This window comes from Variovorax sp. S12S4 (genome assembly GCF_023195515.1).
GTDB lineage: Bacteria > Pseudomonadota > Gammaproteobacteria > Burkholderiales > Burkholderiaceae_C > Variovorax.
In genome coordinates this window covers 4,018,120-4,031,850 of sequence record NZ_JALPKR020000002.1, presented here as the reverse complement: position 1 = coordinate 4,031,850, position 13,731 = coordinate 4,018,120, and the positions used below count along the sequence as shown (strand labels likewise).

Annotated in this window: 13 protein-coding genes and 2 pseudogenes; 7 read left to right on the top strand and 8 right to left on the bottom strand. The window is 65.3% G+C overall.

Annotated elements, in window-relative coordinates; translation table 11 throughout:
* Window positions 1–113 precede the first annotated feature (113 nt).
* On the top strand, window positions 114–2,678 hold the full coding sequence (locus tag M0765_RS19865) for an ATP-binding protein (protein WP_258505533.1): 2,565 nt from the start codon (window positions 114–116) through the stop codon (window positions 2,676–2,678).
* A gap of 5 nt (window positions 2,679–2,683) precedes the next feature.
* On the opposite strand, the gene M0765_RS19860 is transcribed toward M0765_RS19865, so the two are convergent.
* Complete coding sequence (locus M0765_RS19860; protein WP_258505532.1) at window positions 2,684–3,172, bottom strand: DUF2231 domain-containing protein; 489 nt, start codon at window positions 3,170–3,172, stop codon at window positions 2,684–2,686.
* 242 nt (window positions 3,173–3,414) lie between these two features.
* On the opposite strand from M0765_RS19860, the gene M0765_RS19855 reads away from it, so the two are divergent.
* On the top strand, window positions 3,415–3,858 hold the full coding sequence (locus M0765_RS19855) for a low affinity iron permease family protein (RefSeq protein WP_258508342.1): 444 nt from the start codon (window positions 3,415–3,417) through the stop codon (window positions 3,856–3,858).
* Window positions 3,855–4,277, top strand: a complete 423-nt coding sequence (locus tag M0765_RS19850; protein WP_258505531.1) for a DUF6766 family protein — start codon at window positions 3,855–3,857, stop codon at window positions 4,275–4,277. Before M0765_RS19855 ends, M0765_RS19850 begins: the two co-directional genes overlap by 4 nt.
* Window positions 4,278–4,307: 30 nt before the next feature.
* Here the strand turns inward: M0765_RS19850 and M0765_RS19845 are convergent, their stop codons facing one another.
* Both M0765_RS19845 and M0765_RS19840 read right to left on the bottom strand, forming a co-directional pair.
* Window positions 4,308–5,102, bottom strand: a complete 795-nt coding sequence (locus M0765_RS19845) for a DUF899 domain-containing protein (RefSeq protein WP_258505530.1) — start codon at window positions 5,100–5,102, stop codon at window positions 4,308–4,310.
* Window positions 5,103–5,194: 92 nt separating this feature from the next.
* Window positions 5,195–6,270, bottom strand: a pseudogene (locus M0765_RS19840) (RNA methyltransferase).
* 100 nt (window positions 6,271–6,370) lie between these two features.
* On the opposite strand from M0765_RS19840, the gene M0765_RS19835 reads away from it, so the two are divergent.
* The 3 genes and pseudogenes from M0765_RS19835 to M0765_RS19825 all read left to right on the top strand — a co-directional run bounded on the left by M0765_RS19835 (window position 6,371) and on the right by M0765_RS19825 (window position 8,841).
* Window positions 6,371–6,970 (top strand): TetR/AcrR family transcriptional regulator, encoded by a 600-nt coding sequence (locus M0765_RS19835; RefSeq protein WP_258505529.1) that lies wholly within the window; start codon window positions 6,371–6,373, stop codon window positions 6,968–6,970.
* Window positions 6,971–7,096: 126 nt separating this feature from the next.
* A complete protein-coding gene (locus M0765_RS19830) occupies window positions 7,097–8,098 on the top strand; it encodes an NADP-dependent oxidoreductase (protein WP_258505528.1) in 1,002 nt (333 codons plus the stop codon).
* A 37-nt stretch (window positions 8,099–8,135) separates the two neighbouring features.
* Window positions 8,136–8,841, top strand: a pseudogene (locus tag M0765_RS19825) (SDR family oxidoreductase).
* Window positions 8,842–8,853: 12 nt separating this feature from the next.
* On the opposite strand, the gene M0765_RS19820 reads toward M0765_RS19825, so the two are convergent.
* The gene (locus M0765_RS19820) at window positions 8,854–9,993 is read right to left on the bottom strand and encodes a hypothetical protein (RefSeq protein WP_258505527.1); all 1,140 of its coding nucleotides are present in this window, start codon (window positions 9,991–9,993) and stop codon (window positions 8,854–8,856) included.
* Window positions 9,994–10,206: 213 nt separating this feature from the next.
* On the opposite strand from M0765_RS19820, the gene M0765_RS19815 reads away from it, so the two are divergent.
* Entirely contained in the window at window positions 10,207–10,482 is a 276-nt protein-coding gene (locus M0765_RS19815; protein ID WP_258505526.1) for a hypothetical protein, read from the top strand.
* A gap of 57 nt (window positions 10,483–10,539) precedes the next feature.
* Here M0765_RS19815 and M0765_RS19810 read toward each other — a convergent pair whose 3' ends face one another.
* The 4 genes from M0765_RS19810 to M0765_RS19795 form a co-directional block, all read right to left on the bottom strand.
* Entirely contained in the window at window positions 10,540–11,328 is a 789-nt protein-coding gene (locus M0765_RS19810) for a Crp/Fnr family transcriptional regulator (protein WP_258505525.1), read from the bottom strand.
* Between the two features lie 127 nt (window positions 11,329–11,455).
* Window positions 11,456–11,878 (bottom strand): universal stress protein, encoded by a 423-nt coding sequence (locus tag M0765_RS19805; protein ID WP_258505523.1) that lies wholly within the window; start codon window positions 11,876–11,878, stop codon window positions 11,456–11,458.
* Between the two features lie 51 nt (window positions 11,879–11,929).
* Window positions 11,930–12,511, bottom strand: coding sequence for a hemerythrin domain-containing protein (locus tag M0765_RS19800; RefSeq protein WP_258505522.1), 582 nt, complete (start codon window positions 12,509–12,511; stop codon window positions 11,930–11,932).
* A 25-nt stretch (window positions 12,512–12,536) separates the two neighbouring features.
* Window positions 12,537–13,721: a DesA family fatty acid desaturase gene (locus tag M0765_RS19795; RefSeq protein WP_258505521.1), complete on the bottom strand. Its 1,185-nt coding sequence runs from the start codon at window positions 13,719–13,721 to the stop codon at window positions 12,537–12,539.
* Window positions 13,722–13,731: the final 10 nt, after the last annotated feature.

Below are 13,731 nucleotides of genomic sequence, written 5' to 3'. Positions count from 1 at the left end.
GCACGCGCGTCCGGCATTCGGTGGGGGCCGGAGCGCCCTATCGTGTAAAGCGCGTGTCGGACAGTGTCCTGTGATGTATGCCGATGAGTCGAGCAGGCCTGAAAATGTGCGCCATGAGCGCCCATCTTCTCCCTGCCAGCGACACCGGCGCATCTTGCGCCCACCAGGTGCAGTTCTACGACGACGAAAAAATCCTGATCGCGTCGGCAGCCGACTTTCTGGCCGAAGCCCTGGCTGAAGGCGGTTGCGCCCTGATTCTTGCCACCGAGGCGCATCGCCGCAATTTCCGCATGCGCCTGTCCGGGATTGGCCCCGACGACAACATCGTTTTCGTGGACGCCGCGGAAGCGCTGGGGCAAATCGTGTTGAACGGCAAGCCCGACGAACGCCTGTTCAACCAGTTGGTCGAAGGCCTGCTCGATACCCTGCAAGGCCGCGGAAAGCTCCGCATCTACGGCGAGCTGGTCGCTCTTCTTTGCGCGGACGGCAAGCATGAAGATGCGCTCTTGCTGGAGAGCTACTGGAACCGACTTGCCACCCGGCGCGAATTCGAGCTTTTCTGCGGCTATCCGCTCTCCGTATTCCCGGGCACGGCGCACGCCGCCGTGTTCCGCCATGTGTGCCAGGCGCATTCCCGGGTGATTCCCATCGGCGGCACGGCCATCATGGCGCCCGCCGAGATCGCGGTGCTCCAGCAAAAGGTGCTGTCGCTGGACGACGAAGTGCTGCGCCGGCGCCAGGCTGAAGAATCCACGCGTGCGCGCGAGCGCGACCTGGCCGACTTTGCTGAGAACGCCGCGGAAGGCCTGCACCAGGTGGCGGCCGACGGCACGATCCTCTGGGCCAACCGGGCGGAGCTCGAGCTGCTGGGCTACAGCGCCGACGAATACATCGGCCAGCACATCACGCGTTTTCATCTCGACCAGCCCGTGATCCAGGACATTCTCAAGCGGCTCAGCGCGGGGGAAACGCTGCGCAACTATCCGGCCCGCCTCGTCTGCAAGGACGGCGCCATCAAGCACGTTCTCATCCAGTCGAACGGCCGTTTCGAAAACGGGGTGCTGCGCTACACGCGCTGCTTTTCGCGCGACGTTACGGAGCGCGTGGCGCGCGAAGAAGCCGAGAGCGAACGAAACGACCTGCTTCGCCAGGCGCCAGTTGCCGCGGCCTTGCTGGTGGGCGCCGAGCACCGGTTCGAACTGGCCAACGATGTCTACAAGGCGATGGTGGGCAAGTTCGACCTTGAAGGAAAAACCTACGCGCAGGCACTGCCCGAGCTTTGCGCACGCGACGACACGCTGCGCATCCTGGACGAGGCCTTCGAATCGGGCCGCCCCTACGTGGCCGAAGAGCACCTGACCCTGGTCGAGCGCGCCGGCAGCGGGCGCCTCGATGAACGCTATTTCAAGCTCAGTGTGCAGCCGTTGAAGCGGGTCGACCGCCTGTACGGGCTGATGCTGATTGCCGTGGACGTGACCGACCTCGTCGCCGCACGGCGGGGGCAGGAGCGGGCGAGCGCCGAGCGCGAAGCGCTGCTGCGCGATCTCGAACGCGCGAGCCGCGCGAAGGACGAATTTCTTGCGGTGCTCGGGCACGAACTTCGCAATCCGCTGGCGCCGATCGTCACTGCGCTCGAGTTGATGAAGCGGCGCGGAGACCTCAAGACCTCGAAGGAGCAGGACGCCATCCACCGCCAGGTTCAACACCTGATCCGGCTGGTCGACGACCTGATGGACGTGTCTCGCGTGACCCGGGGCAAGTTGACGCTGCGCGAAGAAACGGTTCAGCTGGCATCGGTGCTTGCAAAGGCCGTCGAAATGGTGAGCGTGCTGATGGAGCAGCGCCAGCACACGCTGAATGCCGTCTACCCCGACAGCGCGATGCTCTGGCATGGAGACCCGACGCGCCTGGCCCAGGTGATCAGCAATCTGCTGACCAATGCCGCGCGCTACACCCCGTTGGGCGGCGTCATTCATCTGGAAACACGGCAGGAAGAAGGCGACGTGGTCATCTCCGTGACCGACAACGGGCGGGGCATCGAAGAAGACGCGCTGCCCAAGGTCTTCGACCTGTTCTACCAGGGGGCGCAAACCATCGAGCGCGCCGCAGGCGGGCTCGGCGTGGGCTTGGCGCTGGTCAAGAGCCTGGTCGCCGCGCACAACGGCACGGTAGAAGCCCGCAGTGCCGGGCCGGGGCAAGGCAGCAAATTCACGGTTCGCCTGCCGCTGCCCTCCAGCGACCAGTTGAAGGCCATCGCACCCGAGGCGCTTGCGCTTTCGAGCGGCGCCGTGCTTCGCCGCAAGGTGCTGATCGTCGACGACAACCAAGATGCCGCGGACCTGCTCGGCGCGATATTCCGGGAGCACGGGCACGACGCGCGGGTGGCCTACGACCCTGCCGCGGCCTTGGCGCTTGCCTCGTCGTTCAAGCCGGAGGTCGTCTTTCTGGACATCGGCTTGCCCGTGATGGACGGCTACGAGCTGGCCGCGCTGTTGCGAAAAGAACTGGGGGATGCAGCGCCTCTCAAGATTTTTTCGCTGACCGGGTTCGGCCAGCCGGCAGACCGCGAAAAGAGCAGGCGTGCCGGCATGGATGGCCACTTCGTGAAACCGGTGGAAGAGGCCCAGGTGCTGCAAGCCGTGCTGTCGGCCGATATGGCCGAGCGAACCCCGGCTTGATGCCTTTACTTGCCGGCCACCACATGCCGCTTGTTCAGCGAGCTGGGAGCGTTCAAGCTCGCGTCTTCATCGACGCCTATGCCCAGCCGGTCCACCAGCTCGCCGCCTAGCCAGGCGGTGACCATTGCGATGGCCGCACCCGCAAAGGACCACACCATTTGCGCCAAGCCCGGCGCGTAGTCCCTGTCGCGCAGGAAAAAGCTCAGCGCGAACAGCAGCAGCACGAGCACGTTGCCGCCGCCGTGCATCGCGCCAATGCGCTTGGCCCGCGTGCCTGCCGGAATGCCCAGCCAGTCGATGGTTCCGAAAGGCGCGGCAAGAAGCCCGCCGAGAAGGCCTGCCGCGATCATCCAGTAGGACACCGCGGCCATGACCGGGCTGTTTCCGATCAGATAGATGATGTCGAACACCACCGCCGTGGCGAGCAGCCCGAGCGGAAACACCACCAGCATCTGGTGTACCGGATGGCCGAGTAGACGAGCTCTTGCGTGCATGGGTCACCTCCATTGGCTGAAAGCCGCTATGTGAGCCCGTTATGTGAGCCACAACCACCTTCCGCCCGCGCCAGCAACCGCCGCCAGCGCGGGTCGGTACTTTCCTACTCCAACACGCGGGACGCGCCCGCGCAGCACTCCCCGCAAATGGCTGGCCGCTCACATGCTCAAGCGGAATTTTCAACCCCGTTTTATGGGCGATGGATGACGCCCTGCCGCTGCCGATGCAGCACCCTTTGCGCATGGACAAGTTCTTTGCAACCTTTGCGAATGCCACGGCGCGCGCAGCCGGCAGTCCATTCGCCTTTCTGCTTTGCATCGCGCTGGTCGTCGCCTGGGCGGTTTCGGGCCCCTTCTTCCAATTTTCGGAAAACTGGCAGCTGACCATCAATACAGGCACCACCATCATCACGTTCCTCATGGTGTTCCTGATCCAGAACACGCAAAACCGCGATGGCGTCGCGCTTCAGACCAAGCTGGACGAACTGATTCGCTCGTCCGCCGCGGGTGACGAGTTCATCGGCATCGAGAAGCTCACCGACAAGGAGCTGGCCGTGCTGCACGAAAAGTGCGAAGCGGCCGCCAAGAAGAGCCATGCGGCCCTGGACAAGACGCGCGGTGAACGTGCGCGCCGCGCCCACAAGGACGCCTCTGAAAAAGCAACCCGAGCGGAAAGCACTACATGAAGAAATCCATTTGGAAACTGTACGGCTATGGGTGGGTCACCCTCGGCTTCTTTCTCTTGTCGCTGATCGGCCACTGGGTCTTCGGCTGGTTCGCGTATGTCGACGAGCAGAAGAACTTCGGTGCTCCGCCGGAGATGTCGGGCTACTTGATCCAGATGTCGAGAGACACGCTGGAAAACTGGCAGTCAGAATTCCTGCAGCTCATCTGGCAGATCGGCGGGCTGGCGTTTCTTCTGTATGTCGGCTCTCCGCAATCGAAGGAAGGCGACGACCGCATGGAGGCCAAGATCGATGCAATCCTGGCGGCGGTGGATCCGAAGAACGCCGATGCCCTGATCGACGAGATCGACAACGAATACGCGGGAAGGCACACCGACCAGCGCTGGACGCGGATGGCCAAGCAAGGCTCGTCGAAGTAGCGCGGAAAAAAGCGCGCCCTTCAAGCCGCGTCAAGGCTTGGCGCGTGCGCTCTGCTCCCGGAACGCCGCCTCGCCGGCGGCCGACACCTCGGCCCATTTCTTGTCGGACGCGGCATCGGCGGCATAGCTGTCGTGCCAGTTCCACCACTTGTAGGTGGGCGTCTGCGGATAGCCTGCGGGCGAGTCTTCCCACACCTCCTGCCGGCCCAGCGGCGTGATGTCGAGATAGTTCCAGGTGTTGCCCATCTGCTCGTCGCCGCGGTTGTTGAGGAAGTAGGTTCGGAACACGCGGCCGCCGTCGCGATAGAACACGTTCGTGCCGTGCCATTCGTCCACGCCGAAGTCGGCGTCGAAGCTGTCGGTGAGCGTGAACCACGGTATCTCCCAGCCCATGCGCGCCTGGAGCCGCGCGATTTCTTGCTGGGGCGCGCGCGAGACGAACACGAGCGTGGTATCGCGGGCGTTGAGGTGGGCCACATGGGCCACCTGGTCGGCCACCATCGAGCAGCCCCGGCAGGCGTGCTCTGGCCAGCCGAACACGCCGGGCTCGAAGAAGGCGCGGTAAACGATCAACTGGCGCCGCCCGTCGAACAGGTCTGCCAGGCTGGCCTTGCCCGCCGGCCCTTCGAAGGCATACGTCTTCTCCACGGCCATCCATGGCATTCGCCGGCGCTCGGCGGCCAGGGCGTCGCGCGCGCGGGTGTTCGCCTTTTCCTTGACCAGCAGTTGCTCGTAGGCCGCTTGCCACGCCTTGGGCGACACGACGGGAGGCGTGTTCATGGCGGGACGCGCGTCTTTCTGTCCGTTCTCTGTGGATGCAGTCATTGCTCGAATCTCCTGGGTTGGCGGACTCCCCTGCCCCGTGGCCGAAGCGCGATTCGTCCGCTGTTTGCTCACCGCTCGTCGGCGGCCAGGAGTCAGTTTCGCGCCACGGGCCGAAGGGCGGGAGTAACAAGATTGGCGGGATTGCGGTTTGCCCGCTCGAACCGCACCGGCACCTCGCCCACGCGCGCCCTCAGCTGGCCGCAGCCGCCGTCGACGTCTTGCCCGGCCGAGTTGCGCAGCTTGGTCAGGATGCCGCGCTGGTGCAGCGTGCGTGCCATCTCCTTGCAGCGCTCCACGATGGGCGGCTGAAGGCCACGCCGTCCACTGCGTTGAAGGGAATGATGTTCAGCACACCGAACTTGCCGGACAGCAGCCTGACGATGCCTTCGATCTCATCCGGTCCGTCGTTCACGCCTTCGAGCAGCGTCCATTGGTACTGAATCGGATAGCCGGTGGCCCTGGCGTAGCGCTCGCCTGCGTCGACCAGTTCTTCGGGCGTCATACCGGGTGCGCGCGGCAGGAGCTTCTTGCGCAGCCCGGCCTTGGTGGTGTGCAGCGAGAGCGCCAGCGCGGGGCGCACGCGTTCTTGCGGCAGCCGCTCGAACACGCGCGCGTCGCCCACGGTGGAGAACACCAGGTTCTTGTGGCCGATGTTGCCCACCGTGCCGAGCAGCTCGATCGCCTCCAGCACGTTGTCCAGGTTGTGGGCCGGTTCGCCCATGCCCATGAACACCACCTTGCGCACCGGCCGGCGCATGCGCGCGAGCGCAACCTGGGCAATGATCTCGGCGCTCCCCACTTGGCGCAGCAAGCCGTCCCGGCCCGTCATGCAGAACTGGCACCCCACGGCGCAGCCGACCTGCGAAGACACGCACAGGCCTTCGCGAGGCAGGAGCACGCTCTCCACGGTCTGGCCATCCGCCAGGGCGACCAGCAGCCGCTCGGAACCGTCCGCGCCGGCGTGCACGGTGTGAATGCGCGCCAGCCCCGCAAGCTCGGCTTCAATGGACGGCAGGGCTTCGAGCAGCGAAGAGGGAAAGAAGCTCCCAGGCAGGCGCCTGCCGCTGTTGCGGGGCAGCGCGTGCGACCAGAGCCGCAAGATCCGCTGCTCGTGGCTGGGGCCTGCGCCGGCTTCTCGCAGCCGTTGCTTGAGTTCGTGTATTCGCATTCACTGAGAGCGGGTCGATATGCGGCCGATTGTGCACGGAGGTCACGCCGGGGGCGCGGTATGCATGGACCCGTCGTGGGCGTACTTCTAAAAAATATGTATGATGAGCATCATGCGAAACGCAAAGCACGGAACCAGAACCTCTGCCAAGGAAGCGTCGCACGAGCGCATCGTGTCCGCGGCCGCGCGCGCCATCCGCCGCAGCGGCTACGGCGGAACCGGCGTCGCGGACATCATGAAGGAAGCCGGGCTGACCCACGGCGCCTTCTATGCCCATTTCGAATCCCGCGAGGCCATGCTGGCTGAAGCGGCAAGCCGTGCGTGTGCCGAGTCGGCCGCGGTGGCCGTCAACGTGGCAGCCAGTGCGCCGCCCGAGCAGGCGCTGGCGGTGATGCTTCGCACCTATCTCTCCCCTGAGCACATGGCGCAGGTCGAACTCGGCTGTCCCCTTGCCGCGCTGGGTTCTGAAACGCCGCGCCAGGCGCCGGAGGTGCGCCGGGCCACCACTCGCCACGTCAAGGAAATGATCGATCTTGTCGCCCGCCAGTCGCCCGACTGGGGGCGGCCCGGTGCCCATGAGCGGGCCCTTGTGACGGTCGCCACCATGGTGGGCACGCTGCTCCTGGCCCGCGCGGTCGACGAGCCGGCACTGTCGGACAGCCTGCGCGAAGCCGCACTGAAGCACCTCGGCGCTGCTTGAATCCACCACCAGACGATGCCTGTTTTCTTTGCCTGAAAATATGATGAACATCATGCGAAATGAAGTTGAATATCCCGGCATCGACGCCGTTCGCAAACCTGGGTCCGCCAGGAAACAAGGAAGACCATGAAAGCTTTTGTTCTTGACCGGTACGGCAAGAAGCGGCCACTGCGAGCGGCGGAGATGCCAACGCCGGAGCTGCGCGACGACGAGGTCCTGGTCGAGGTTCATGCCGCCGGCGTGAACCTGCTGGACGCCAAGATCCGAAACGGCGAGTTCAAGCTCATCCTGCCCTACCGCCTGCCCTTGGTGCTGGGCCATGACGTGGCGGGCGTGGTCGTGAAGGCCGGCGCGCGCGTGCGGCAGTTCAAGCCGGGCGACGAGGTGTATGCGCGCGTCGATGATTTCCGTATCGGCACCTTTGCCGAGTTCGTTCCGGTCAAGGAGGCATCGCTCGCGCGCAAGCCCAACAACCTGACGATGGAGGAAGCGGCCTCCATTCCGCTGGTGGCGTTGACGGCGTGGCAGGCACTGGTCGAGAAAGCCTCGCTCGTGAAGGGTCAGAAGGTCTTCATCCAGGCAGGCTCGGGCGGTGTGGGCACCTTTGCCATCCAGCTGGCCAAGCACCTGGGTGCGACAGTCGCCACGACGACGAGCGCGGCCAATGCGGCCCTCGTCAAGAGCCTGGGCGCGGATGTCGTCGTCGACTACCGGTCGCAAGACTTCGAGGATGTCTTGCGGGACTACGACGTGGTGCTGAACAGCCAGGACGGCAAGACGCTGGAAAAATCGCTCCACGTGCTCAAGCACGGCGGAAAGCTCATCACCATCTCCGGCCCGCCCGACCCCGAGTTCGGCAAGCAAAGCGGAGCGCCCGGCTTCGTGAAGCTCGTCATGCGGCTCCTGAGCGCGGGCATCCGGCGCAGGGCCAAGGGCCGCGGCGTCGGTTTCTCGTTTCTCTTCATGAGGGCGAACGGGAGCCAGCTGCGCGAGATCACCGGCCTGATCGAGGCTGGAGCCATCCGCGCCGTGATGGACCGCGTGTTCCCGTTCGACTCCACCAATGAAGCCCTGGCCTATGTCGAAGCAGGCCGTGCCAAGGGCAAGGTCGTCATCAAGGTCAAGTGAGCTTCGTTCGTCCCCCCACCCCACCCTGGAGATTCCCATGAAGATCGAAAATTCCGTCGCCCTTGTCACCGGCGCCAATCGCGGCATCGGCCTGGTGTTTGCACGCGAGCTGCTCGCCCGCGGCGGCGCGCAAGGTGTATGCCGGCGCACGCGACCCCGTGGCTGTGACCCAGTCGGGCGTTCAGGCGCTGCGGCTGGACGTCAATAACCCGCAAGACGTGGCGGCCGCCGCAGCGCTGGCGTCCGACGTGACGCTGGTGATCAACAACGCCGGCATCGCCCAGGTGGGAGGCTTTCTCGCAGCCGACAGCGAAGAGGTTGCGCGGCGCATTTTCGAGACCAACTTCTTCGCGGTGCTGCGCATGAGCAAGGCCTTCGCGCCGGTTCTCAAGGCCAACGGCGGCGGCGCGCTGCTCAATGTGCTGTCGGTTGCATCGTGGGTGAACGGCGGCGAGCTGGCGGCCTATTCGGCCAGCAAGTCGGCGGCCTGGTCGCTCACCAATGCCTTGCGCAGCGAACTGTCGGCGCAGCAGACCCAGGTGCTGGGGCTGCACATGGCCTATGTCGATACCGGCATGACACAAGGGTTCGACGTTCCCAAGTCCAGCCCTGAAGAAATCGTCAGGCGTGCGCTCGACGGGCTCGAAGCGGGCGACGACGAAGTGCTGGCCGACGAACTCACCCAGCAGGTCAAGCGCGGCATGACGGCGCCGCGGCCCAGCTACCTTCCGCAGGCCGCCTGAGCCAGGCCGGCCCTAAAGATCGAGCCGCAGCCCTGCGAGCTTGCAGTTCTCGATCTCGATCACGAAGCGCATCTGCGCGCCTTCGATCAGGAGCTGCAGCTTGAGCCGCGCGGTACTCCTCTCGCAGCCCAGCTGCGCTCCCCGCCACTTCGCGGCCGCATCTCGCGCTGAGAGCGAAGCCATCTCGACGGTCAGTCCCTGGCCGAGCGCATCGGAGCGCATGCCGACGGCGTTGCGCCCCTCGCTGCGGCCCTCCATGTGCGCCTGCGCACCCGGCACGGCAAGAACCCCATCGCCGAGCTGCACCTCGCCCGAAATCGCCGTGCGGCCGAGCAGCAGGCGCGCCTGTTCGGTCAATCCCTGGCCCTGGCCGCCCATGCACTGGCGCAGCATGGCCTCGGCAAACGCCTGCAAGTGCAGCTTGCCGCGCTCGGAAACCCACGGGCTCAGCAAGGCACCGCGGCGCTCGAACTCCACGCCGGCAAGCGGCGCCGAAGCGAACTGGTACAGGTAGCTGCGCCCGTTCGGCGCATCGACATAGAGCCCGAGCCGGCTCACGCCCATGCGCGAATCCGGGCCCACGTGCTCGACTGTCGCGTCGTTGAAGTCGATCTGGCCATGCTCTATGGGCACCGTCACATCGGCATCGAACAGCAGGTGCGCATCGGTGATCCGCCCGCGAATCGTGCCCTCGGCCTGCCCGAGCGGGCCTAAGCGCCAGGCTTCGGCCGCCGCCTGGGGCGTTGTGGCACCACCGGCAGTGGGCGCCGCGCCGCCGGCGCCCTGCAGGGCATGCAACGCCGTCTGGATTTGCGGCGGCATGACCAAGGGCCCCTGCAACCTGACCCCCGAGAGCTCGGCCTCGGCTGCCTCGACGGCGGAGAGGCTCAGCACGCCGGCCTCGGTGGTGCGCACCTCGCCTGTGATTGCATGCGCGGCGATGCGGCCTACGTCGAGCACAAAGGGTCCCGACGCAAACTGCAGCGCGGTCGCTTCCAGTTCCTGGATAGCGACCTCGAGCACGCCTCCCTCGCTGGACTTTTTCCAGGCGAGGCCTTCGAGCGAGCAGCGGTTGCGAGCTGCCCCGCCGGAGGGCCCGAGCGCCAGTCCGAAGAGGAGATCGACGAGGGAAACCGCGAGTGGAACGGTCATCGGCCTTTTGTACCAGACATCGCGGCGGAAAGATTCGCAGCGATATATGCAGTAAGTCTTTCTACTACCACCAGACCGTAGCCATTTGGCGCATAGGTGATAACCCGGGCAGATGCTACAACCAGTAGACCGCGACCGGGGGGCGCGGCTGGGCACATGGATTGCCCCCGAGGTGTTCCCCCGAAAGGGTCAACACCTGCATCGGAGAATCGAATGCCGCTTTCGTTCTTGAACAGGCTGCAGCATGTGCAGCTACCGGTTCGTGTCGCCAATCCGGAAGAGATCCGGCACGTCTCGGTGCTCCTGGCCACAGGCTTGATAGAGGCCGAGATCACGACGCTCAAGCCGACCTCGCCCTACGTATCGTCGCGCATGGCCACTGTGATCCGCATCACCGAAGATGGCCGTGCCGAGATCGCGAAGATGGGCAATGTGCCGGCGCCGATCAAGACCTTGATGCAGTTCAACCGGGGATTGCGGTTGATGTGATTGCGCGAACACCCATGCGAATCGGCCCTCTGTATGAACAGGCCGTGGAGTTGACGGTCACTGCAGCATGGCGGGTGCCGGCGCAAGGCAGCGCTGCACGAAGGCAGACAAGGCGCCCACATCGGGAATCTGCACGTCGCGGCGGCCTTTTTCAACGAACTCGATCACCTTGTCGCGCGCCAGCCGCGAGAGCGCGCGGCTCACGCTTTCCAGCGTCATGCCCAGGTAGTTGCCGATTTCGGCGCGCGTCATGCGCAGCGTGATCTGGTCGGCGCGCATGCCGCGCTCGGCCAGCGACTCCGCCCAGTAGCGCAGGAAGTCCGCCACGCGCGCATCGGCGGGCAGCGTGCACACGGACATCAGCGAATCGCGGTCATGCGCGATCTCGCGGCTCATTGCCGTGTGGAACACCTGCAGCAAGGCGGGTTCGGCAAGGGCGGCGGCCAGCAGCGACTCGTACGACACCACCCAGACCTCGCCGGTGTCCATGGCGACCGCGTCGCACGAGTAGCAGCCCCCGGCAATGCCGTCGAAGCCCAGCCAGTCGCCGCGAAACTTCAAGCCCACCACCTGCTCGCGGCCGTCGGCCGACAGGTTCACGATCTTGAAGAAACCCGAGTTCAGGATGTAGAGGTTGCCGAAGCGCTCGCCGGCCTGGTAGACCACGTCGCCGGCATGCACCACGCGGCGTTGCGGGTCCAGGCGCTCCTTCAGCAGCTTTTGCGTCTCCATCAGTTTGTGGCTGGCCCGCTCGTGGACCGCCACGCCGGTCTTCGGCAATGCGCCTGCGGCAAGAAAGCCGCTCATTGCGGGTACGGCGGCCTGGGTCTGGGACGGGTTGAACATGTGAACGCTCCTGTTTATTGTGTGCATCGCGGGTCGATGGATGGATGCTATGAAGCGCCCGGCAACACAGTGACAACAGCAGGAGTCGGTGGGTAACGCTCCGTGAATGGTTTGTGTCCGGCGTGTATCAGCGCACCAGCAGCACAGGCACCGTGCAGCGGGCCAGCACCTTCATGGCGACGGAACCCAGCACGAGGTTGGTCAACGCCCCCTCCCCGCGCGAACCCATGACCAGGAGGTCGAACTTGCCGTGCTCCGCAAAAGCGGCGATCTCGTCCGCCGGATGGCCGACCTTGTGTGCGAACGCGGCCTCGATGCCGCGCGCGGCCAGCGCGGCGCGCACCGGCTGCAGCACGACGCGGGCTTCGTCCTCGTAATAGGTGTGCACGAGGTCGGGCCCCGCGAATGCCGCGGCCCGGTGCGGCACCGGAACCACGGCGTTGAAGACGGTGAACGCATGGCCTGCGTTCGCCCATTCCTTGTGCGCGCCGATGTAGTCGAGCATGCGGGCGGTGTATTCGCTGCCGTCCACGGCGAGAAGAATTTTCATGATGTTCCTTGGTTGGTTTTTCTTGAAGAGGAGCGGATGTCTGCTGCCGCGCTATGCAGGCCCCAGGCCGATGGGCGCGGGCACGATGTTCACGATGCGGGTGAAAAGCGCCTCGTATTCCCGCTCCGGCCGGTAGCCGGTGAGCGGATCGCGGTTCCTGCCGAAGGCCTCGTCGAGCTCGCGCCAGTCGTCGGCAGTCAGCACCCGTTCGGCAAGCGGAAGAATCTCGCGCTCTTCCACCGACATGTGATCCAGGTAGAACTCGACGTACTGCGCCATGGCCGTCTCGAACGCAGCCCGGCGCGACTCGCCCAGCATCTCGAACGCCAGCAGCGCATGCTCGACGTTGCGCACCTTTCGCTCGCCCCAGGCATGGTCGTTGTCGAGCCGGTCCATCAGTTCGCGCGAGATCGGCGTTCTGGCGCGCAGCTTGGGAAACAGCAGCTCGCTCTCCTTGCGGTGATGGCGCTTCTCGGGAAATTCGTCCACGTAGAACAGCATGGCCCGCAAGGCGGCGAAGTCGGGCCGCGTTCCCTTGCGGCGGTGCTGCTCCAGCAGCATGGTGATGGAGCGCAGCATTGCGGCAAGGGCCGCATGCTCCTGGCGAATGATGCGAATGGTCGCGTGGGTCATGAACGGCTCCTGTGGGACACCCGGCTCAGGCGTAGGAACGAAGGCGCCTGGAGAACTCGGCCAGCGGCGCAATGCCGCTGGCTTCCGCGCGATGGCACCAGTCCTGCAGCTGCTTGACGAGTTGTTCGCCGGTTGCAGCGGAACGGCTCCACAGCGCGGTCAGTTCCCGGCGCATCGAGTACATCGTGGCCAGTGCATGCGATCCGCGCAAAGCCGTTGCAACCCGTACGCGCCGCGACTCGTCGAGCATGCGTTCGTCCTTGGGCAGCCAGCGCTTCACCGCTTGCAGCGAGCGCGCCTCGCGTGGAGAAAGGCGGCGCAGCCGGCCGAACTCCTCGGCATAGGCCTGCTTCAGCGAGCGGCCGTAGCTCGAAAGCACGTCGTAGTGGCAGCGGATGACTGCCTGCACGGTCTCCAGGTCGACAGTTGGCTTGGGTGCGGCGAGCCGTGCCGTCGGTGCCACATGCTTCACGGTGGCAAGGCCGAGCGCCTGCAGCACGCGAATGTAGAGCCAGCCCACATCGAACTCGTACCACTTGTTGGACAGCTTCGCCGAGCTGGGAAAGGCATGGTGGTTGTTGTGCAGCTCCTCACCGCCGATCAGGATGCCGATCGGCGAAATGTTGGTGCTGGAATCCGGTGCCTGCCAGTTGCGGTAGCCCCAGTAGTGGCCGATGCCGTTGACCACGCCCGCGGCCCAGAACGGAATCCAGGCGATCTGCGTGAGCAGGATCAACCCGCCGGGCACCGCGCCGAAGAGCGCCATGTCCACCACGCCCATCAACACGATGCCGAGAATCTTGTGGCGCGAATAGAGCGTGCGCTCGATCCAGTCGTCCGGCGTGCCATGGCCGTAGCGTGCAATGGTCTGTGCCACGTTGCTCTCGCGGATGTAGAGGAACACGCCGCCCCACAGCACGCGGGAAAGCCCGAACACCTGGGGGCTGTGCGGATCTTCGGGCGTGTCGCACTTTGCATGGTGCTTGCGGTGCACCGCCGCCCACTCCTTCGTGACCATGCCGGTGGTCAGCCACAGCCAGAAGCGAAAGAAATGGCTGGCCACCGGATGCAGCTCCAGCGCACGATGGGCCTGGTGGCGGTGCAGGAAGATGGTGACCGAGGCAATGGTGACGTGCGTGAGCGCCAAGGCCACCAGCACGGCACCCCACCATGGAAGATCGAAAACTCCGGAGAACAAGACGGATTGCATTGGCACCTCT